Raw genomic sequence first — 17,989 nt, forward strand, 5'->3', positions numbered from 1 at the left:
CCGCGAGCTACCCGGCCGCCTCGTGCTGCTGGGCGGCCAGGAAGTGCGCCGTCTTCGCCGTCGCCTCGTACAACGACCGGTAGTGCCCGTAGAACGCCTCGTACCGCGTGACATTGGCCGGGTCCGGTGTCACCGTTGTCGCGATCGGGTTGGCGCGGGCCGGGTCGATCCCGGCGCCCGTGGCCTCCGCCGCCAAGAGCGCGTCGCCCAGGCAGGCGCCGATCGTTTCGGCGGGGATCTGCTGGGGCAGGCCGGTGACGTCGGAGACGATCCGCGTCCACAGACCACCCCGGGTGCCGCCGCCGACCGCGACCAGCCGCCCGGCCGCCCCACCCGCGGCGGCCATCGCCTCCAGGTTGTGCCGGACGCCGTAAGCGATGCCCTCGAGCGCCGCGCGGTAGATCTCGGCGCGGCCGTGCGTGGTCGTCAGCCCGGCGAGCACGCCCCGCGCGTCCGGGTCGAACAACGGCGTCCGTTCGCCGGCGAAGTACGGCAGCAGCAGGAGCCCGCGGCTGCCCGCCGGAACGTCCGCGGCCTCGGCGACCAGGTCCGCGTAATCGCCACCCACGAGTCGGCGCAGCCAGTCGGTAACCGCGCCGGACGTCGCCATCCCCGCGGCCAGCGTGAAGCTGCCCGGGACGACCCCGCGGGTGCCCCACAGGCCGGGGTGCGGGCGCGGTTCGGCGAGCACCTGGACGAGGAACATCGTGCTGCCGTACATGACCATCACGTCACCCGGCTCGCGGACGCCGACGCTGGTGGCCTCCGCCCAGGCGTCGACAGTCCCGGCGGTGACCGGCAGGCCGCGAGGCAGGCCGGTCAGCGACGCCGCAGCCTCGGTGACCTCACCCGCGATCTCGTTCGGCCACAGCAAATCCGGCAGCGCGAGCCCGGGCGCGACGCGCTCGGCCCAGTCCCTCGCCCACTCGCCGGCTACGAGGTCGTACAGCGGCGTGCACTGGCTCGCCGAGTGGTGGTCCAGGACGTACCGGCCGGTGAGCCGGTGCACCAGGAACGAGCTCGCCATCAGGAGCTTCCTCGTGCGGGCGTAGACGTCCGGCTCGTGCCGGGCCAGCCACCGCACCTTGGGCCCGACGGCCTGGCTGGTCAGCGGCGAACCGCCGCGCGCCAGGATCGCGTCGGCGCCGAACTCTTCGTTCAGCGAAGCGATTTCGGCACTCGCCCGGGTGTCGACGCCGTAGAGGATGGCCGGGCGCAGCGGGTCGCCGTGCTCGTCCGCGGGCAGCAGGCACGGGCCGATGCCGCTGACCCCGAGCCCGGCCAGCGCCTGGCCGCTGGCGGCGCGCAGCAGGTCCGCGACGATGGCGGTGAAGTCGGCCCACCAGACCGTTTCGGCGTCGTGCTCCACCCAGCCGGGGCGCGGGGTCGAGACACCGTGCTCACGGACGGACCGGGCGATCACGGCGCCGTCGGCGTCCACCAGCACGCCCTTCGAGCCGGCCGTGCCGATGTCCACCCCCAGCAGCAGCCCCGTCATCCGCCCCTCCGCAGGACCACTTGTGCCGGAAATCGATTACCACCAAGCTATGGTGTGCCAGGAGCACTGTCAAACTCAGGTGAACGAGGACGCGCGTGGCGACGATCTCCGACGTGGCGGCCCTGGCCGGCGTCTCCACCGCGACCGTTTCCCGGGCGCTGAACGGCAAGTCCACTGTGGACCCGGTGCTGGCCGAGCGGGTGGCCGGCGCCGTGGCGCAGCTCGGTTACACGCCGAACGGGCTGGCGCGCAGCCTGCGCCGCCGCGAGACGGCCGTGCTGGCGCTGATCATCTCCGACGTCGAAAACCCGTTCTTCACGGCGATCGCGCGCGGTGTCGAGGACACCGCGCAGGCCGCCGGGTTCTCGGTGATGCTGTGCAACTCCGACGAGAACACCGCGAAGGAACTCCGGTACGTCGAGGTCGCGGCGCGGGAACGGCGGGCGGGCGTGATCATGTCGCCGACCACCGGCGAAAGCGACGTCCGTCCCCTGCTCGCCCACGGCACGCCGATCGTCACGGTCGACCGGCGCCTCGATTCGGCGGACTGCGACGCCGTGCTCGTCGACTCCCGCGTCGCGGCCCGCGACGCCGTGCGGCACCTGATCGACGGCGGCTACGAGCGGATCGCCTGCATCGCGGGCCCGCCGGGCATCACCACCGCGGACGACCGCCTCGACGGCTACCGCGACGCCCTGCACGAGGCGGGCCGGGAATACTCCGCGGATCTGGTGCGCCGCTGCGAATTCCGCGAAACCGGCGGATACGAAGCGGCGAAACAGCTTCTGACGAAGGCGGATCCGCCGGACGCGCTCTTGGTTTCCAGCAGCACGATGTCGGTCGGCGCGCTGCAGGCGATGGCCGAACTGGGCCGGGGTTCCGGGCGCGACGTCGGCATCGTCTCGTTCGACGACGCCCCGTGGGCGACGCTGATTTCGCCGGCCCTGACGGTGGTCGCCCAGCCGGCGCACGCGATGGGCCAGCTCGCGGCGCGGCTCCTGCTGGACCGCGTCGGCCCCGGCCGCACCCACGCGACGACCACGACGACGCTGGCCGCGCAGCTCATCGTCCGCGGCAGCTCGACCCGCTGACCCCGAAGCGCCCCAATGTGGCGTTGGGTGCGTCCAACGCACCGAACGCCACATTGGGTGCATCGAGAAGCCGGGCAGCCGAGGTTGACTTCGACCTTTCTTGAGCTTTTACCGTCGCTCCATGAGTGATCTCCGTGAGCGGGCCACGCTGCCGCCGATTCCCCGTGCCGTCTGGATCGCCTCCGGGGTCATGGCGCTCGGCGGATTCCTCGGCAACATGGACGGCTCGATCGTCGCCGTCGGGCTGGAATCCCTGCGGCTGAGCCTGGGGGTCGGGCTCGTCGAGATCCAGTGGGTCGCCACCGCGTACCTGCTCGGGCTCTCCGCCGCCCTGCCGCTGACCCCGTGGCTCGTCCGGAGGTTCGGCGCGGGACGGCTGTGGCTCGGCGCCCTCGCCGCGTTCCTCCTGACGTCGGCGGCGTGCGCGCTCGCGCCCGACGCGGCCACGCTGATCGGGGTGCGTGCGGTGCAGGGCATGGCCGCCGGCGTCATGGTCACGGCCGGGCAGACGGTGATCGGGCTGGCCGTCGGGCCGGAGCGGCTCGGGCGGACCATGGGCACGCTGGGCCTGGTGGTCGGGCTCGCGCCGGTGATCGGGCCGAGCGTCGGCGGCTTCCTGCTCGCGCACTTCTCGTGGCCGGTGCTGTTCTGGCTCAACCTGCCGATCGGGCTGGTCGCGTTCGGGCTCGCGCTGCGGTTCGTGCCGCGCGGCGACCGGCGGCAGCCGCCGCCGATGGACTGGCCCGGGCTGATCCTCGTGTCGCTCGGCCTGCCGCTGGTCGTCTACGCGCTCACCGAACTCGGCACGCCCGGGTCCGCCGGCCCGCTGAACGTCGTGCTGGCGGTGACCGGCGCCGTCGCACTCGCAGTGTTCACGTGGTGGTCGCTGCGCGCGCCGCACCCGGTGCTGCGGCTGAGGCTGGCTTCGCGGCCGGTCATGGGCGCGGCGCTGGCGTCGGTGCTGCTCGCGGGCGCCGGGATGTTCGGCGCGGTCCTGCTGCTCCCCCTGTGGTTCCAGGTCCGCCTCTGCGCCGGCCCGGCCGAAGCCGGTGTGCTGCTCGCGCCGATGGGCTTGGCCACCACGGTGTTCGTGCTGGTCGCCGGACGGCTGGCCGACCGGTACGGCGGCGGCACGGTCGCGCTCACCGGGTCGCTGGTGGTGCTGGCGAGCACGGTGCCGATGCCCTGGCTCGGCCCGGAGACGCCGATGTGGCTGATCCAGGCGTTGCTGGTGGTCCGCGGCGCCGGACTGGGCCTGTCGATCCTGCCCGCGTCGACGGTGGCGTACGCGTCGGTCGGCGCGAGCGAGCTGGGCCACGCGACGGCGCTGGTCAACATCGTGCTGCGCGTCGGTGGCGCGGTCGGCGGGGCGCTGTGCGTCATCGTGCTTTCGCGCGGGCTCACCGTCGGCCCGGCAACCGGGTTCGGCTGGGCGTTCGGCGTCCTGGGCGCGCTCTGCGTTCTCGGCACCTTCGCCACGGCGTGGCTCCGGCGGGCGGAACGATCATCCACAGTGGACACCACGACGTGACCCACCTGGGAACCTGGCGCGATCAGCCGATTGGTGATTTCCTGGAGCCGATCAACCACTGTCGGTAACGGAAGGCTGGTTATGCTGGGGGTAGGAAAGCGGCTTTGGACAGCCGCGGCGGTCACCGCGGTCACGGGAAGCCTGCTGGCCGCGGCGCCGGCGTCGGCCGCGGGGACGATCGACTGGAAACCGTGCGCCGACGCGCCCGGCGTCGACTGCGGCACGGTCACCGTGCCGATCGACTACGGCCACCCGGACAAGGGCACCACGAGCGTGGCGCTCTCCCGGCGCAAGGCCACCGATCCGCAGGCCAGGATCGGCGCGGTCCTGATGGACCCGGGCGGTCCCGGCGGCTCCGGCACGGGCGAGGTCAAGGCCGGCTGGGGACTCTCGGCCGACGTCACGAAGCGGTTCGACACCGTGGGCTTCGACCCGCGCGGCGTCGGCGACAGCACGCAGATCAAGTGCGGCCTCGACGAGGTCATCGCCGACCACCCGCTGGTGCCGGCGAACCAGGCCGAGTTCGAGCAGCTCGCGCAGTACAACCGGAAGGTCGGCGAGAGCTGCTCCCGGCTCACCGGGCCGCTCGCGAGCTTCGCCGACACCAAGACGGTCGCGCGCGACATGGACGCGATCCGCGCCGCGCTCGGTGAGAAGAAGCTGACCTACTACGGCGTTTCGTACGGCACGCTGATGGGCCAGCAGTACGCCGAGCTGTTCCCGGACAAGGTCCGCGCGCTCGTGCTGGACAGCAACATGGACCACTCGCAGCAGGGCGCGTGGGACTTCCTGCTCAGCGAAACCAAGTCCGTGCAGGCGGAGTTCGGCGAGTTCGCCGCGTGGTGCGGCCGGACGCCGGCCTGCGCGTTGCACGGCCAGGACGTCTCGAAGGTGACGCGGGCCCTGCAGGACAAGGCCGCGCGCGGGGAGCTGAAGGAACCGCAGGGCGGCGAGGCGATCACGCCGCTGACCCTCGCGTCGATCTTCCAGGGTTCGTTCTACGGCCCGAGCTGGGACCAGCTCGCGAAGACGCTGAAGTCCTTCGCGGACGGCACGCCGGCGGCCGCGTCGGCGAAGCTGCGGGACGAGACGCCGGTCAACACGGTGTTCCAGAGCGTGTTCTGCGACGACTGGCGCCTGCCGGTGCACAACTACGCCGAGCTCGAGACCTACCGGCGCGCGGTGGCGGCGTTCGCCCCGGACGTCAAGGTCAACTCGCTGGGCTGGCAGGCGGTGACCGGCTGCATCGGCTGGCCGGAGAAGGCGAGCAACCCGCAGCACCCGCTGCAGGTGCACGGCGCACCGCCGTTGCTGGTGCTGAGCAGCAGGTACGACCCGGCGACGCCGTACGCGTGGTCGCAGACCGTGGCCCGGCAGAGCGGCAACACCCTGCTCACCTACGACGGCTGGGGCCACGGCGCGTACTTCAAGAAGAGCGACTGCGTCACCAAGGCGACCGACGACTACCTGATCTCCGGCAAGCTCCCCGCCCGGGGCACGCACTGCGCCGCGGTGGAGCCGGACGCGCCCCAAGCCCGGATCGCCGGGCCGAAGGCGCCGGCGGCGATCGGTTTCTGACGCTTCCGTTGCGGGGCCGGGACCGGCACAATCGGTTCCGGCCTCGCAGTGTCGCGGGGAAGGGAGACCGTCATGCGGTTCAGGACTTTCCTCGCGAGTGCGGCGATAGCGGTCACGCTGACCGGGCTGGCCACGGCGCCCGCGGACGCCGGAAGCCGTCACGGTGGTTACCTCGCGCTCGGTGACTCGGTGGCGTTCGGCTACCGGCCGGGCGCCGTGACACCGCCTTCGGACTACCTGAACGCGGCGAACTTCCGCGGCTACGCGGAGAACTACGCGTCCCTGCGCGGACTGCGGCTCGCGAACGCGTCGTGTCCCGGCGAGACGACCGGGAGTTTCCTGAAGGCCGGCGCGCAGAGCAACGGCTGCGAGAACTCAGTCGGTTCCCCGGTCGGCTACCGGACGACGTTCCCGCTGCACGTGACGTACGCGGGCACCCAGCTCGACTACGCCACGCGGTACCTGCGCACCCACGGCGACACCAAGCTGGTGACGCTGAACATCGGCGCCAACGACCTGTTCGTCTGCCAGGCGACCACGCCGGACCAGTGCACCGGCCCGGACTTCCAGGCGGCGCTCAACCAGGTGAGCCACAACGTCGCGGCGATCCTCGGCGCGGTGCGCGCACGCTACCGCGGCGACGTCGTGCTCGTGTCGTACTACTCGCTGGACTACCGCGACCCGGTGCAGGTCAAGCAGGTGCAGGCGATCAACGCGGCCCTGACGCAGGTGACCCGCCGCTACCACGGAAAGATCGCCGACGGCTTCACGGCCTTCCGCCTGGCGTCCCTCCGCACAGGCGGCGACCCGTGCGCGGCGGGCCTGCTGATCAAGCTGCCGACCGGAGGCTGCGACGTCCACCCGACGGCGGCCGGCCACCGAGTCCTGACAGCGGCTCTCGCCTTGGCCCGCTAGACGGTCTGCACCTCTACGCCCGCCGCTTCGAAGGCGCGGACCGCTTCCGGGTTCGCCTCCGTGTCCGTTACCAGTGCGTGGACCTGCGTCGTCTCGCAGATGCGGGCGAATGCCCTGCGTCCCAGCTTCGAGCCGTCCGCCACCGCCACCACGCGTTCGGCGCGTTCCACCATCAGGCGGTTGATGCTCGCCTCGCCCTCGTGGTGCGCGAACGCGCCGGACTCCGGGTCGAACGCGTCGACGCCCAGGAACAGCAGGTCGATCGTCAGCTCGCTGAGCACCCTCGTGGCCAGCGGCCCGCTGAGCTCGAACGACTGCGGCCGGGCGACCCCGCCCGTCACCACGATCTTGACGTTCGGGCGGACCGCCAGCTCGTGCGCGATGTTCAGCGCGTTCGTCACCACCGTGATGCCCGGCGCGTCACCGCGGCCGGACAGGTCCGAGCGCATCGTCAGGGCCCGCGCGACGCCGGCCGTCGTCGTGCCGCCGTTGAGCCCGACCACCATGCCCTTCGCGGCGAACGCGGCCGCGGCGGCGCTGATCCGCTGCTTCTCCGGGACGTGCCGGGCCGTCTTGTAGCGCAGCGGCAGGTCGTAGGCGAGGTCGTTCGCGACCGCGCCACCCCGCGTCCGCGTGAGCAGCTGCTGCTCCGCCAGATGGTCGAGGTCTCGCCGGATCGTCGCCGCGGAGACGTTCAGCTCCCCGGCCACGTCTTCGACGTCGATCTTTTCCCGCTGCCCCAGCATGTCCAGCAGGGTGCTCAGCCGTTCGTGCCGGGCCATCGGCGGTACTCCCTAGCTTCCTGTGCACAAAGAGGTGCGCTGTTGACCACCGTTTCGAGCATTATGCTGCACAATCACCGGTGCCCGTGCGCGGCGCGCCGCCTACTTCATCCGGAAGTCATAGCGCTCCGGCAGCGGGTCGGACGACAGCGCCGCCCAGGTGTCGGACAACGACGTCTCGCCTTCGCGGATGTTCGCCACCTCGAACCCGGCGTCGAACACGGCCCGCGCACCGGAAACGTCCCCCGCGGCGAGCCGGGCCTGAGCGGCCAGCAGCGCCAGCCGTCCCGCCGGTTCCGCGGGCAGCTCCGGCGTGCACCCGGCGGCGACGGCCTCCACCAGCAGCGGCTCCAAGTCCGGTGCCAGTTTCACCGCCCGCTCGTACAGCTCGGCCGGATCGTCCGCCACCACCGCGAGACACCGCAGTGCCCAGGCGTTCTCGGCCGCCGCCACCGAGGCCGTCCACGCCTCCCGGGCCGCGTCGTGACGTCCGGCCGCCCAGCGCGCGACACCGCGGTGGTACCAGGTCAGCCAGTTGTCCGGCGTGTGCTCCAGCAGGTCGGCCCAGTAGCGGTTGACCAGCGTCGACGGCGGAACGCTCGCAGGGTCGCCGTCCGGCGGGACGCCGTCCAGCAAGGACAGCCACGGCTCCTGCTCCGGCCCGAGCGACTCCGAAGGAAACGGCGTGCCCGGCAGGCACGTCGGCATCCGGCGCGCCTCCAGCGCACCCCAGCCGGACCCCGTGGCCAGCAGCGACTCCGGCTCGACGTCGAGGATCTTCCGCCACTCGTTGTGGTACCCGGCCAGCACCGGCGCGACGACGGCGCCGGTCGCGGCCTGCCAGTCGTCGCCGTGGATCACCGCGGGGTCGGCCGAGATCGGGCCGTACGCCTCCAGCCAGTCCCACGACTCGCCCGCCGGCAGCCGCAGGTGCTCCAGCTGCGTGCGGGCCAGCCCGGCCTGGATCTCCAGGTAGCCGCCGGCCCCCGGCGCCAGCCACTCCTGCCAGCGACGCCCGCCCGCGGACTCGCCCCACAGGAACAGTTTCCGGCCGCGCAGCCGCTCGGTCGACGTCTGCAGCAGGCCGCGCCCAGCGCCGTCGACCGCGGCGATCCACGGCTTCGAGCACTCGAAGAAGTAGTCGGCCGCGGACTCGGCCCGCGCCGGGTAGGTCAGCGCACCCGGGACGTCGACCAGGTCCAGCCGCCCGGAGTAGCCGTAGTGCCATGCCTGCGACGCGGGCGCGAGCACGCGCGTGTCCGGCGTCTGCGGTACCGCGATGTTCGACCACCAGTACACCGGGACGTCGTGCGGGTGCGGGTTTCGGATCCGCACGCCCACCAGCAGGAAGTCGGAGTCCTCCGGCAGCCAGAAGTCGAGCTGGTACGGCAGGTCGCGGGTGCGCTCCCACTCCCACAGCCGCAGCACCGGCGTCCCGTCCGGCCCTTCGACGGAAGCGGCGAACATCGGCGCGCACGTCAGCGTCGTGTGCCCGGTGCTGCCCAGGTTCCACTCGACACCGCCGGCGAACCACGCGTCCCGCAGCGCCAGGTTCGCCGGCTGGAACACCGGGTTGCGGTAGAGCAGCTCACGTCCGTTGTGGACCAGCGAGTACAGCCGTCCGCCGAGGGTCGGCAGGATCGTCGCCCGCACCCGGTCGTTCTCCAGCACCAGCGCGGGCAACTCCCGCTCGGTACGCGAACGCGAATACCCGTCTTGAAGACGGCACGGCAGCACGTGGTCGAGCCGCCCGTACGCCAGTCCGGCCGCCAGGTCCGGCGGCAGCTCGTCCACATTGGACACCGACGCGACGGCCTCCGGCTTGACCAACGGCGGCAGCGGGTTCTCCGGCCCCAGCTCGGCCGCGGGCAGGACCAGCGTGGTGCGGTACAGGCGTGTCATGGCAGCCGGTCACCGGTGGCCGCGTCGAACAGGTGGACCGAGCCGACCTGCGGGGACAAGGAGATCGTCTGGCCGCGCTGCCACGGCGCCATACCCGGGGTGCGGACCGTCAACACCCGGTCGCCGTCCCGGCAATAGAGGTACTGGTCGCTGCCCAGCTCCTCGACGACCTCGACGATCGCGTCGAACCCGCCCTCCCCGATCGTCCAGCCCTCCGGCCGGACGCCGACGACGATGCCCGGACCGGTCAGCGCCGAGCGCTGCGCCGGGGTCAGCGGGACGCCGAGCGCGCCCTCGGCGTCCACAGTGGTCTCCAGCAGGTTCATCGCGGGCGAGCCGATGAACCCGGCGACGAACACGTTCACCGGCCGCGCGAACAGCCCGATCGGGGTGTCGACCTGCTGCAACAGCCCATCGCGCAGCACCGCGACCCGGTCGCCCATCGTCATCGCCTCGACCTGGTCGTGCGTGACGTACAGCGTGGTGATGCCGAGACGCCGTTGCAGCGACGCGATCTGCGTGCGCGTCTGCACCCGCAGCTTGGCGTCCAGGTTGGACAGTGGTTCGTCCATCAAGAACACACTCGGCTCGCGCACGATCGCCCGGCCCATCGCGACGCGCTGGCGCTGTCCACCGGAGAGCTTCGCGGGCTTGCGGTCGAGGTACTCGGTCAAATCCAGTACCGCAGCGGCCTCCTGCACCCGGCGTTCGCGTTCGGCCTTCGGCATCTTGGCCAGCTTCAGGTGGAAGCCGATGTTCTCGCCGACCGACATGTGCGGGTAGAGCGCGTAGTTCTGGAACACCATCGCGATGTCGCGGTCCTTCGGCGGCAGCTCGGTGACGTCACGCTGTCCGATGTGGATGGACCCGTCGTCGACGCCCTCCAGCCCGGCCAGCATCCGCAGCGTGGTCGACTTGCCGCAGCCGGACGGCCCGACCAGCACGAGGAACTCGCCGTCGGCGACCTCGAGGTCGAGCCCGTCGACGGCGGGCCGCTCGACCCCGGCGTAGAACCGGGTCGTGTCCTGGAAACTCACGGTGGCCATCAGGTCCTACTTTCCGGCGCCGAGCGTCAGGCCGGTGATGATCCGGCGGGCGAGCACGAGGTAGAGCACGAGCATCGGGAGCACGACGATCGCCACGCCGGCGATCAGGCCGCCGTACTCCGACTGGTAGCTCGCGGCGCCGTAGAAGGTGAACAGCGCCCGCGAGAGCGTGAAGTGGGCCTGGTCCTTGAGGAACACGATCGCCAGCAGCGTCTCGTTCCACAGGCCGATGGCGTTCAGCGTCAACGCCGTGATCAGGCCGCCGCGCGCGAGCGGCAGCATGACCGAGAAGAACGTCCGCGTCGGCGAGGCACCGTCCAAAGAGGCCGCTTCCTCCAGTTCGTCCGGCAGCGAGCGGAAGAACCCGGTCAGCAGGAACACCGTGAACGGGATGGACAACGCGACGTACAGCAGGAACAGGCCGTACTCGTTGTCCAGGTGGGCTTTGCTCATGGTCACGAACAGCGGGATGATCACCGTCTGGAACGGGACGCCCATGCCGATCGCGACGACGTTCGTCATCGGCCCGGACCCGCGCACACCCAGCCGGGTCAGCGCGTACGCGCAGGGGGCGGACACGGCGACCGTCGCGACCGTTGCCAACCCGACCAGCACGACCGTCGTCAGCACGGCGTCGCCGAACCCGGCGTTGTTCCAGGCGTAGATGAAGTTCCGGAACGGCTTGCCGACGTGGAACCACTGGTACGGCAGGGCGAACGGCTTGGTGAAGATCTCCACCGGCGTCTTGAACGACGCCGTGAGCAGCCAGTACAGCACCAGCACGTTGCCCGCGGTGAACGCCCAGACGATCACGGAACCCAGCAGCCGCAACGGGCTCAGCTTCCGCGAGCCGGGCGCCGGGCGCGGCTTGCGCGGCACCTTGCGCGGCGGTTTGGCAACCACGCGCGCCGGCGCGTCGGTGACGGTCATCGGGTCTCCCTCAGAACTGGATCGCATCACGGCGCATCAACCGGCGCAGCAGGACAACGAGAATCGACACGAGCGCGATCATCGCCACCGCGCAGGCGCACGCGGCACCGAAGTCCGGCGTGCCGTTCGAGCCGAAAGTGCGGTCGAACACGTAGATCCCGAGCGTCCACGCCTGGTTCGGCGGGGCGTACGTGCCCGGCCCGGCCAGCACGAACACCAGCTCGAAGATCTTCAGCGCGTTGATCGTCCACAGGACACCGGCGACGCCGACGACGTCCCAGGTCATCGGCAGCGTGATGTTGCGGAACTTCTGCCACGGCGACGCGCCGCCCAGCTCGGCGTCCTCGTAGAGGTACGGCGGGATCCGGTCGACCGCGGCCATCAGGATGGTGATGTAGAAACCCGAGCTGGCCCAGATCAGCGACGCCGTCACGACGCCGGTCACGTTGGCCGGCGCCAGGAACTTCGCCGCGTCCGCGCCGATGTGCTCCAGCACGTAGTTCGCCAGGCCCTGCTTGCCGGGCTGGTACTTGAACACGAACCCGAGGAACATGCCGAGCGCCACCGGCGCGACGATGTTCGGGAAGAACAGGATGGCTCGCACGACCTTGCCGCCGCGCATGTCCCGCAGCACCATGGTGAACAGGAAGGCCAGCGCGAACGTGCCGATGCCGCCGAGGAAGACGTACACCAGCGTGTTGCGGAAGGCGTACTGGAACGAGTCGCTCGCCCACATCTGCGTGTAGTTGGTGACGCCGTTGGGCTTCGGGGTGTCCCCCGCGCCGGCCCAGCTCGTGAAGCTCAGTACGACGGTCGCGAGCGTCGGCAGCACGAGGAACGCCAGGTACAGCACCAAAGCCGGGGCTGCGAACGGCCAGAACAGCCGCTTCTTGCGGCGCAGGTGCGCGGCCCCGGCGGCGCGGGTCCCCCGGGCCCGCGCCGCCGTCGTCGTGACCGTGGCCATCAGCTCTGGTTCTTCCAGAAGTCGGCGCCCTTGGCGGCGAGCTGGTCGACGAACTGCTGCGGGTTCAGCTCGCCCTTGAGCAGCGAGGTGTCGGCCGGGTCGAAGACGTCGGTCTGCCACTTGCCGCCGGCGATGCCGTCGATCCCGTCGTACTGCAGGACGTGCTCCTTCTTCGTGTCGTCCATCGCGGCCTTGACCTGCTTGAGGTCGTCCGGCACGGCGAGGTCGGCGCGCGGCACCAGGTTGTCGGCCACCGCCGGGATGCCGGACAGGATGTCCTTGTTGAGGAAGTAGGCGATGAACGCCTTGGCCGCCTCGGCGTGCTTGGCCTTCTTGGTGACGGCGAAGCCGATCGACATCTGCTCGACGGTGTCGTGCGTGGCGCCGGCCGGCATCGGGAACTGGAACGAGCCGTAGTTGATCTTCGTCCCGGCGCCCTGCTTGTCGAGGTACTCGCGCGTCTCGCTCGGCGCCCAGGTGCCGACGTAGAGGTACCGCGAGTCGCCGTCCGCCCAGCGCTGCTGCACCTGCGGGAACTTCGCCGCGTCCCAGCCGTCGATGAAGTACTTCGGCAGCTTCGCGGTTTCGGTGGCGGCCTTGAGGAAGCCGGGGTCGGTCTTCCACAGCTGCCCGGTCTTGTCGGACGCCGCCTTGTTCAGCCCGCCCGAGCCGACGTACCGCTCGGCGAGCTGGGTGAAGAAGTACATGTTGTAGAACGGGATGTCGCCGTCCTGGCTGATCGCGGCCTTGCCGTCGGCCTTCGCCTTGTCGAAGAGCGCAGTCAGGTCGTCCATCGTCTTCGGCTGCTGGACGTCACCGGCGGCGTCCTTGTTGAACCACCAGGCGCTCGACTGGACGGTGTAGGGGACCATGAAGTTGTGGCCCTCGTGGTCCTTGTTCTGCGGGAAGTCGTACGAGCTGGGCGAAAGCACGTCCTTGACGGTCTTGTCACCCTCGCCGACCTTCATCGCGAAGACGTCGTCGACGCTCTGCGTGCCGCCCGGCGTCATGATCGCCGCACCGACCTTGCTGACGTCCTGGTCGAACAGGTCCGGCACCGCGTCGGTGTTCAGCGCGGGCACCAGGTTCTGCGTGTAGGCCTTGCGCCCCAGCCACTGCACGTTGACCTTGACGCCGGTCTTCTCCTGGAAGCACTTGAAGGCCTTCTGCAGGACCTTGCCCTGCGGCTCGTCGGCCGTCCACATCGCCCAGTAGGTGAATTCCTTGTCCGTGGCGGGTTTGACCGCCGCCTCCGGGCAGGGCGCGTTGAGGTACTGGTCGACGCCGGGCAGCGCGTTCTCACCGGTGCCGCTGTCCGTGTCCGCGCCCCCGCCGCAGCCGGCCAGCAGGAGAGAGGCCCCCACCGCACACGCCATGACCTTGCTTCGCCGCATCCGCCACCACCAGAGCTCGAGTTTCACGCAACTTCTGCGCGTTGCTGCGCAGTTTTGTTAGGTTTCACGCATCTGTCAACACTCAATGGAACAAAATCTGCTCAACCGTCACTTGGGCCCGCCCTCCGTGACCAGCATGAGCACACCGAGCAACCGCCGCACTTCGACGGCGACGGCATCCCGCCCGGCGCCCAGGTACTTGCGCGGGTCGACGCGGTCCGGGTGCGCGCGCCAGTCGCCCGAGGCGGCCGCGGTGAACACCTTGTTGAGCTGGGTGGCGATGTTGATCTTCGTCATCCCGGCTTTCACGGCCTCGGCCAGGCCTTCGTCGGGCACCCCGGACGAACCGTGCAGCACCAGCGGCACCGGCACGCGGTCGCGGAGCCGCCCGATCAGCTCGAAGTCCAAAGTGGCGTCCCGGGTCAGCATCGCGTGCGAGCTGCCGACCGCGACGGCGAGCGCGTCGACCCCGGTGGCCGCGGCGAACTCCGCCGCCTCGTCCGGATCGGTGCGCGCACCCGGCGCGTGCACACCGTCCTTGCCGCCGACTTCGCCGAGTTCGGCCTCGACCCAGACGCCGTGGTCGTGGCAGAACGCGGTGATCTCCCGGGTGGCCCGCACGTTGTCGGCGTAGTCCAGTTTGGACGCGTCGAACATGACCGAGCCGAACCCGAGCCCGACGGCCTCCCGCACAAGGTCGGCGGACTCGGCGTGGTCGAGGTGCACGGCGACGTCCGGCCCGGCCTCTCGGGCCGCGGCGAGCGCGGCGCCGCCGATCGGCGCCAGCGCACCGTGGTAGCGCACGGCGTTCTGGCTGAGCTGCACGATCACCGGTGCCCGGGCCGCGGCCGCGCCGTCGACGATCGCGGTGATGTGCTCCAGCTGGATGGCGTTGAACGCCCCGCAGCCGCGCCGCGCCGCCGCCGCAGCGCCGACGATCTCCCCGGTGCTCACCAGAGGCATGACCTACTCCTGTTCCGGCCGGGCGCGCACGGCGACCAGCTCCAGTTCCCGGTGGTAGTGCGCGAGATCGACATCTCCGGCGAGCGGCCCCAGTACCGCCGCGCCGGACAGGGCCACGGCGCGGCGCAGGATGTCCGGCCACGGCTCGCGGTGGCTGAGGCCGAGTGCGAGGGCCGCGACGACGGCGTCACCCGCGCCGGTGCTGTTGCCCCTGAGCACAGTGGACGGTGCCGCGTGCCAAGCACCCGAGCCGGTCACCGCGAGCAGGCCGTCCGGGCCGAGCGACACGACCACCGCGCCCGCGCCCGCTTTCACCAGCTCGCGGGCCGCGGCCTCGGGGTCGTCCAGGCCGGTGACCTCGCGGAGCTCCTCGGCGTTCGGCTTGACCACGGCCGGGCGCGCGGCCAGGCCGGCCAGCAGCGCGGCCCCGGAGGTGTCCAAGATGGACGTTCCGCCGAGCAGGGACGCGTAGCCGCCGGGCGGGGCGCCGGGCGGGAGACTGCCGGAGCAGACCAGCACGTCGGGCTCGTGCCGCCGGACGGCGCCGGCCAGCGCCGTCCACTCCTCATCGGAAAGCTCCGGCCCGGGCTCGTTGAGCAGCGTGACCGAGCCGTCGTCGCCCAGGACCGTCGTCGTGCGGCGCGTCTCCCCGGCGATCGGCACCCAGTCCGCCGCCACGCCCGCCGCGCCGAGCTCCGCCGTGACGGCCGCGCCGGTCGGCCCACCCGCCGTGGCGATCGCGACGACGTCCGCGCCGAGCGCGTGCAGCACGCGGGCGACGTTGATCCCCTTGCCCCCGGCCCGGCTCCGGACCTCCCGGACGCGGTGCACGCCGTCCGGGGCCAGACCGTCCACTGTGTACGTGACGTCGAGCGCGGTGTTCGGCGTCACCGTGACGATCATGTCAGGACGACGGAGCGGGTGAGGCTGCGCGGGTTGTCCGGGTCGAGGCCCTTGCGCCGGGCGATCGCGCCCGCGACGAGCTGGGCCCGCACCAGGTCGGCGAGCGGGTCGAGGCCGCTCTCGACGAACGTGCCGCCCGCGCGGCGGACGTCCTCGGCGAGCCCGTCCGGCGAGCTGCCGAACATCCAGGTGACCCGGCCCGGCTCGGCGATGCTGATCGGGCCGTGCCGGTAGTCCCACGCCGGGTACGACTCCGTCCACAGCAGGCACGCCTCGCGGAACTTGAGCGCCGCCTCGTTCGCGATGCCCACCGACCAGCCGGTGCCGAGGAAGCTGAACTGCCCGGCGCCGACCAGCGACTCCGGCAGCGGTTCCGCCAGCACCTGCTCGGCCTGCGCGATGACCTCGGTCAGGTCTTCGCCGAGGTGCGCGCGCAGCATCGCGAGCGCGGTGGTGGCGAAGCGGGTCTGCACGACCGAGCGTTCGTCCACCGCGGACAGGTCGACGACGGTGTCCGCGGCCCCGGCGATCTCGGCGGGCACGCCGGTGATGGCCGTGGTCGGGGTGCGGCCGCGCAGCCGCGCGAGCAGGCTGTGCACCTCGGTCGTGGTGCCCGAGCGGCTGAGCGCGAGCACGTGGTCGTAGGCCCGCCCGGCCGGGAACTCGGACGCGGCGAACGCGTCGGTCTCCCCGAGCCCGGCGGTTTCGCGCAGCACCGCGTACGCCTGGCCGACGAACCACGACGTCCCGCAGCCGACGATCGCCACCCGCGCGCCCGCGGCCGGCAGCAGCCCCGCGTTCGCCGAGGCCAGCGCGGCCGCGTCCCGCCAGCAGCCGGGCTGGCTCGCGATCTCCGCCGCCATGAAGGTCCCGCTCATGAACTCCCCGTTCGTGCCAGTTGTGCGCAACAGCTGTCACGTTAGGTGCAGTTTTGTGCGTCGTCAATCGTCGTATCGTGCAACTTCGTACAGGATCCGCGCAGAGAAGTGCGCGAGAGGACAGCAAAAAGGCCACCCTCGGCGAGGGTGGCCTGCGATGGAACGACGGTCGGGCGGGTTACCGCGGCTTGCGGCGCAGCAGCCCGGTCACCACGGCCAGCGCGCGGGAGCGCGGCGACGGCGCCGGGGTCACGATCGGCTCGGGGCCGATGCGGCGGCGCATGCGGTAGGCGAGTTCGAGCACTTCGAGGTCTTCGGGCCGGCGTCTGCCGTGGACGTCCGGCCGCAGGTACAGCTCGCTGACCGTGACGGCCTTGCCACTGGCACGGGGTGCCGTGCGCGCCATCGGGAACCTCCGGGAGTAGCTGCCTGGCGGGACGGCGCTGATTCTATGAATCAAATTCGGGTTCGTCACCTTACTCGCCAGTTGTGTCCACGGAATTCATCGAACAGGTCAGGCGGCGCGTTAGCCTCACGCATGATCACCACTGGGGCCTTGACCGAAACCGACCGCGTGGCCTGGGAAAACCTCTTCGCCGGCTACAACACGTTCTACGGCAGGACACTCGCGCCGGACCTCGTGGACCGCGCGTGGCGCGAGTTCTCGAGCGGCGAGCGGATGCACGCGCTGGGCGCGCGCCTCGACGGCGAACTGGTCGGCATCGTCCACTTCTTCACGCACGTCAGCACGACGTCGGCCGACGTCTGTTACCTGCAGGACCTCTTCACCGCGCCCGAAGCCCGCGGCCACGGGGCCGGCCGGGCGCTGATCGAAGCCGTCGCCGGCTGGGCGCGGGACCGGGGCTGCGCCCGCGTCTACTGGCACACGCAGACGTCCAACACCACCGCGCGCCGGCTCTACGACCAGGTCGCGCTCGACAAGGGGTTCATGCAGTACCAGATCCCGCTCGGGTCCTAACGACGGTGCCGGCCGCCACCACCGCGGTGGTGGCCGTGCCCGCCGTCGCGGTGCCCGGCGGCCCGGACCGCGTGCCGGTCCGGTTTCGCGGCATGGCCGTGCGACCAGGCCGGGACGTCCGGGATCGCGTGACGCACCGGCGTCACCTTTTTCACCGGCAAAGCTTTCCTGACGGGCGCCTTTACGAAATTCGCTTCGCGCTTGGTGACAGTCGGAGTAATTCCTCCCGCGCGAGGGGTCGGCGCCGCGGATTCCAGAGTTCCCGGGGAAACGACGGCGTCCACCGGCTTCGGCGTCAGCGTGACCGGCACGGGGTCCAGCCCGACGGGCGGCCACACGGCTCCGGCGGCGTGTTCGTACGGTTGCAACGCCGCGGCGGCGACTCCGCCGGTCAGCGCGAGCGCCCCGGCGACCACCGAGAACACCCGGACGCGGGCGAGAGCGCGCGCCCCCGGCGACTGCTGCCGGTGCCGCGCCGGCGCGTCCTCCCGGACGGCGGACCGGACGAGCAACTCGGCGACGCTGACCTGCTCGCGGCGCGGAGCCCGACGTGCCATGCAACCCTCCACCCTGGGCCGACCGAACGGCGGCGGCGCGTCCGGTCGGCCGATCATAGGAACAGCGGCGGGCCCTGT

Annotated in this window: 17 protein-coding genes; 5 read left to right on the plus strand and 12 right to left on the minus strand. The window is 71.4% G+C overall.

Annotated elements, in window-relative coordinates; all coding sequences use genetic code 11:
* Positions 1–7 precede the first annotated feature (7 nt).
* Positions 8–1,498, minus strand: coding sequence for an FGGY-family carbohydrate kinase (locus VA596_RS00845; protein ID WP_323322547.1), 1,491 nt, complete (start codon positions 1,496–1,498; stop codon positions 8–10).
* Positions 1,499–1,593: 95 nt separating this feature from the next.
* Here VA596_RS00845 and VA596_RS00850 point away from each other — a divergent pair, with 95 nt between their 5' ends.
* The 4 genes from VA596_RS00850 (at position 1,594) to VA596_RS00865 (ending at position 6,613) form a co-directional block, all read left to right on the plus strand.
* On the plus strand, positions 1,594–2,589 hold the full coding sequence (locus VA596_RS00850; RefSeq protein WP_323322549.1) for a LacI family DNA-binding transcriptional regulator: 996 nt from the start codon (positions 1,594–1,596) through the stop codon (positions 2,587–2,589).
* A 121-nt stretch (positions 2,590–2,710) separates the two neighbouring features.
* Complete coding sequence (locus VA596_RS00855; protein WP_323322551.1) at positions 2,711–4,120, plus strand: DHA2 family efflux MFS transporter permease subunit; 1,410 nt, start codon at positions 2,711–2,713, stop codon at positions 4,118–4,120.
* An 81-nt stretch (positions 4,121–4,201) separates the two neighbouring features.
* The gene (locus VA596_RS00860) at positions 4,202–5,698 is read left to right on the plus strand and encodes an alpha/beta hydrolase (protein WP_323322553.1); all 1,497 of its coding nucleotides are present in this window, start codon (positions 4,202–4,204) and stop codon (positions 5,696–5,698) included.
* Positions 5,699–5,770: 72 nt separating this feature from the next.
* The gene (locus tag VA596_RS00865) at positions 5,771–6,613 is read left to right on the plus strand and encodes an SGNH/GDSL hydrolase family protein (RefSeq protein WP_323322555.1); all 843 of its coding nucleotides are present in this window, start codon (positions 5,771–5,773) and stop codon (positions 6,611–6,613) included.
* Here VA596_RS00865 and VA596_RS00870 read toward each other — a convergent pair.
* The 10 genes from VA596_RS00870 to VA596_RS00915 form a co-directional block, all read right to left on the minus strand.
* Complete coding sequence (locus VA596_RS00870) at positions 6,610–7,395, minus strand: DeoR/GlpR family DNA-binding transcription regulator (RefSeq protein ID WP_323322556.1); 786 nt, start codon at positions 7,393–7,395, stop codon at positions 6,610–6,612. The genes VA596_RS00865 and VA596_RS00870 overlap by 4 nt on opposite strands.
* Positions 7,396–7,497: 102 nt before the next feature.
* Positions 7,498–9,297, minus strand: coding sequence for a DUF5107 domain-containing protein (locus VA596_RS00875; protein ID WP_323322558.1), 1,800 nt, complete (start codon positions 9,295–9,297; stop codon positions 7,498–7,500).
* Positions 9,294–10,343: an ABC transporter ATP-binding protein gene (locus VA596_RS00880; RefSeq protein ID WP_323322560.1), complete on the minus strand. Its 1,050-nt coding sequence runs from the start codon at positions 10,341–10,343 to the stop codon at positions 9,294–9,296. Before VA596_RS00880 ends, VA596_RS00875 begins: the two co-directional genes overlap by 4 nt.
* A 6-nt stretch (positions 10,344–10,349) precedes the next feature.
* Positions 10,350–11,273, minus strand: a complete 924-nt coding sequence (locus VA596_RS00885; RefSeq protein WP_323322562.1) for a carbohydrate ABC transporter permease — start codon at positions 11,271–11,273, stop codon at positions 10,350–10,352.
* Between the two features lie 10 nt (positions 11,274–11,283).
* The gene (locus VA596_RS00890) at positions 11,284–12,237 is read right to left on the minus strand and encodes a carbohydrate ABC transporter permease (RefSeq protein ID WP_323322564.1); all 954 of its coding nucleotides are present in this window, start codon (positions 12,235–12,237) and stop codon (positions 11,284–11,286) included.
* Entirely contained in the window at positions 12,237–13,613 is a 1,377-nt protein-coding gene (locus tag VA596_RS00895; RefSeq protein ID WP_410171860.1) for an ABC transporter substrate-binding protein, read from the minus strand. The genes VA596_RS00890 and VA596_RS00895 overlap by 1 nt, the downstream gene beginning before the upstream one ends.
* A gap of 126 nt (positions 13,614–13,739) precedes the next feature.
* On the minus strand, positions 13,740–14,594 hold the full coding sequence (locus tag VA596_RS00900; RefSeq protein WP_323322568.1) for a class II fructose-bisphosphate aldolase: 855 nt from the start codon (positions 14,592–14,594) through the stop codon (positions 13,740–13,742).
* A 3-nt stretch (positions 14,595–14,597) separates the two neighbouring features.
* On the minus strand, positions 14,598–15,497 hold the full coding sequence (locus VA596_RS00905) for a 1-phosphofructokinase family hexose kinase (RefSeq protein WP_323322570.1): 900 nt from the start codon (positions 15,495–15,497) through the stop codon (positions 14,598–14,600).
* Positions 15,494–16,375 (minus strand): SIS domain-containing protein, encoded by an 882-nt coding sequence (locus tag VA596_RS00910; RefSeq protein WP_323322572.1) that lies wholly within the window; start codon positions 16,373–16,375, stop codon positions 15,494–15,496. The genes VA596_RS00905 and VA596_RS00910 overlap by 4 nt, the downstream gene beginning before the upstream one ends.
* 178 nt (positions 16,376–16,553) lie before the next feature.
* On the minus strand, positions 16,554–16,781 hold the full coding sequence (locus VA596_RS00915; protein ID WP_323322574.1) for a hypothetical protein: 228 nt from the start codon (positions 16,779–16,781) through the stop codon (positions 16,554–16,556).
* A gap of 132 nt (positions 16,782–16,913) precedes the next feature.
* Here VA596_RS00915 and VA596_RS00920 point away from each other — a divergent pair, with 132 nt between their 5' ends.
* Positions 16,914–17,354, plus strand: coding sequence for a GNAT family N-acetyltransferase (locus VA596_RS00920; protein ID WP_323322576.1), 441 nt, complete (start codon positions 16,914–16,916; stop codon positions 17,352–17,354).
* Here VA596_RS00920 and VA596_RS00925 read toward each other — a convergent pair.
* Positions 17,351–17,911, minus strand: coding sequence for a hypothetical protein (locus VA596_RS00925; RefSeq protein ID WP_323322578.1), 561 nt, complete (start codon positions 17,909–17,911; stop codon positions 17,351–17,353). The genes VA596_RS00920 and VA596_RS00925 overlap by 4 nt on opposite strands.
* Between the last annotated feature and the right edge of the window lie 78 nt (positions 17,912–17,989).

The organism is Amycolatopsis heterodermiae (assembly GCF_034929455.1).
Lineage (GTDB): Bacteria > Actinomycetota > Actinomycetes > Mycobacteriales > Pseudonocardiaceae > Amycolatopsis > Amycolatopsis heterodermiae.

Coding starts and splice junctions, on each gene's coding strand:
- VA596_RS00845 (WP_323322547.1), bottom strand. CDS start 1,498: ATGACGGGGCTGCTGCTGGGGGTGGACATCGGCACGGCCGGCTCGAAG.
- VA596_RS00855 (WP_323322551.1), top strand. CDS start 2,711: ATGAGTGATCTCCGTGAGCGGGCCACGCTGCCGCCGATTCCCCGTGCC.
- VA596_RS00860 (WP_323322553.1), top strand. CDS start 4,202: ATGCTGGGGGTAGGAAAGCGGCTTTGGACAGCCGCGGCGGTCACCGCG.
- VA596_RS00865 (WP_323322555.1), top strand. CDS start 5,771: ATGCGGTTCAGGACTTTCCTCGCGAGTGCGGCGATAGCGGTCACGCTG.
- VA596_RS00870 (WP_323322556.1), bottom strand. CDS start 7,395: ATGGCCCGGCACGAACGGCTGAGCACCCTGCTGGACATGCTGGGGCAG.
- VA596_RS00875 (WP_323322558.1), bottom strand. CDS start 9,297: ATGACACGCCTGTACCGCACCACGCTGGTCCTGCCCGCGGCCGAGCTG.
- VA596_RS00880 (WP_323322560.1), bottom strand. CDS start 10,343: ATGGCCACCGTGAGTTTCCAGGACACGACCCGGTTCTACGCCGGGGTC.
- VA596_RS00885 (WP_323322562.1), bottom strand. CDS start 11,273: ATGACCGTCACCGACGCGCCGGCGCGCGTGGTTGCCAAACCGCCGCGC.
- VA596_RS00890 (WP_323322564.1), bottom strand. CDS start 12,237: ATGGCCACGGTCACGACGACGGCGGCGCGGGCCCGGGGGACCCGCGCC.
- VA596_RS00895 (WP_410171860.1), bottom strand. CDS start 13,613: ATGGCGTGTGCGGTGGGGGCCTCTCTCCTGCTGGCCGGCTGCGGCGGG.
- VA596_RS00900 (WP_323322568.1), bottom strand. CDS start 14,594: ATGCCTCTGGTGAGCACCGGGGAGATCGTCGGCGCTGCGGCGGCGGCG.
- VA596_RS00905 (WP_323322570.1), bottom strand. CDS start 15,497: ATGATCGTCACGGTGACGCCGAACACCGCGCTCGACGTCACGTACACA.
- VA596_RS00910 (WP_323322572.1), bottom strand. CDS start 16,375: ATGAGCGGGACCTTCATGGCGGCGGAGATCGCGAGCCAGCCCGGCTGC.
- VA596_RS00915 (WP_323322574.1), bottom strand. CDS start 16,781: ATGGCGCGCACGGCACCCCGTGCCAGTGGCAAGGCCGTCACGGTCAGC.
- VA596_RS00920 (WP_323322576.1), top strand. CDS start 16,914: ATGATCACCACTGGGGCCTTGACCGAAACCGACCGCGTGGCCTGGGAA.
- VA596_RS00925 (WP_323322578.1), bottom strand. CDS start 17,911: ATGGCACGTCGGGCTCCGCGCCGCGAGCAGGTCAGCGTCGCCGAGTTG.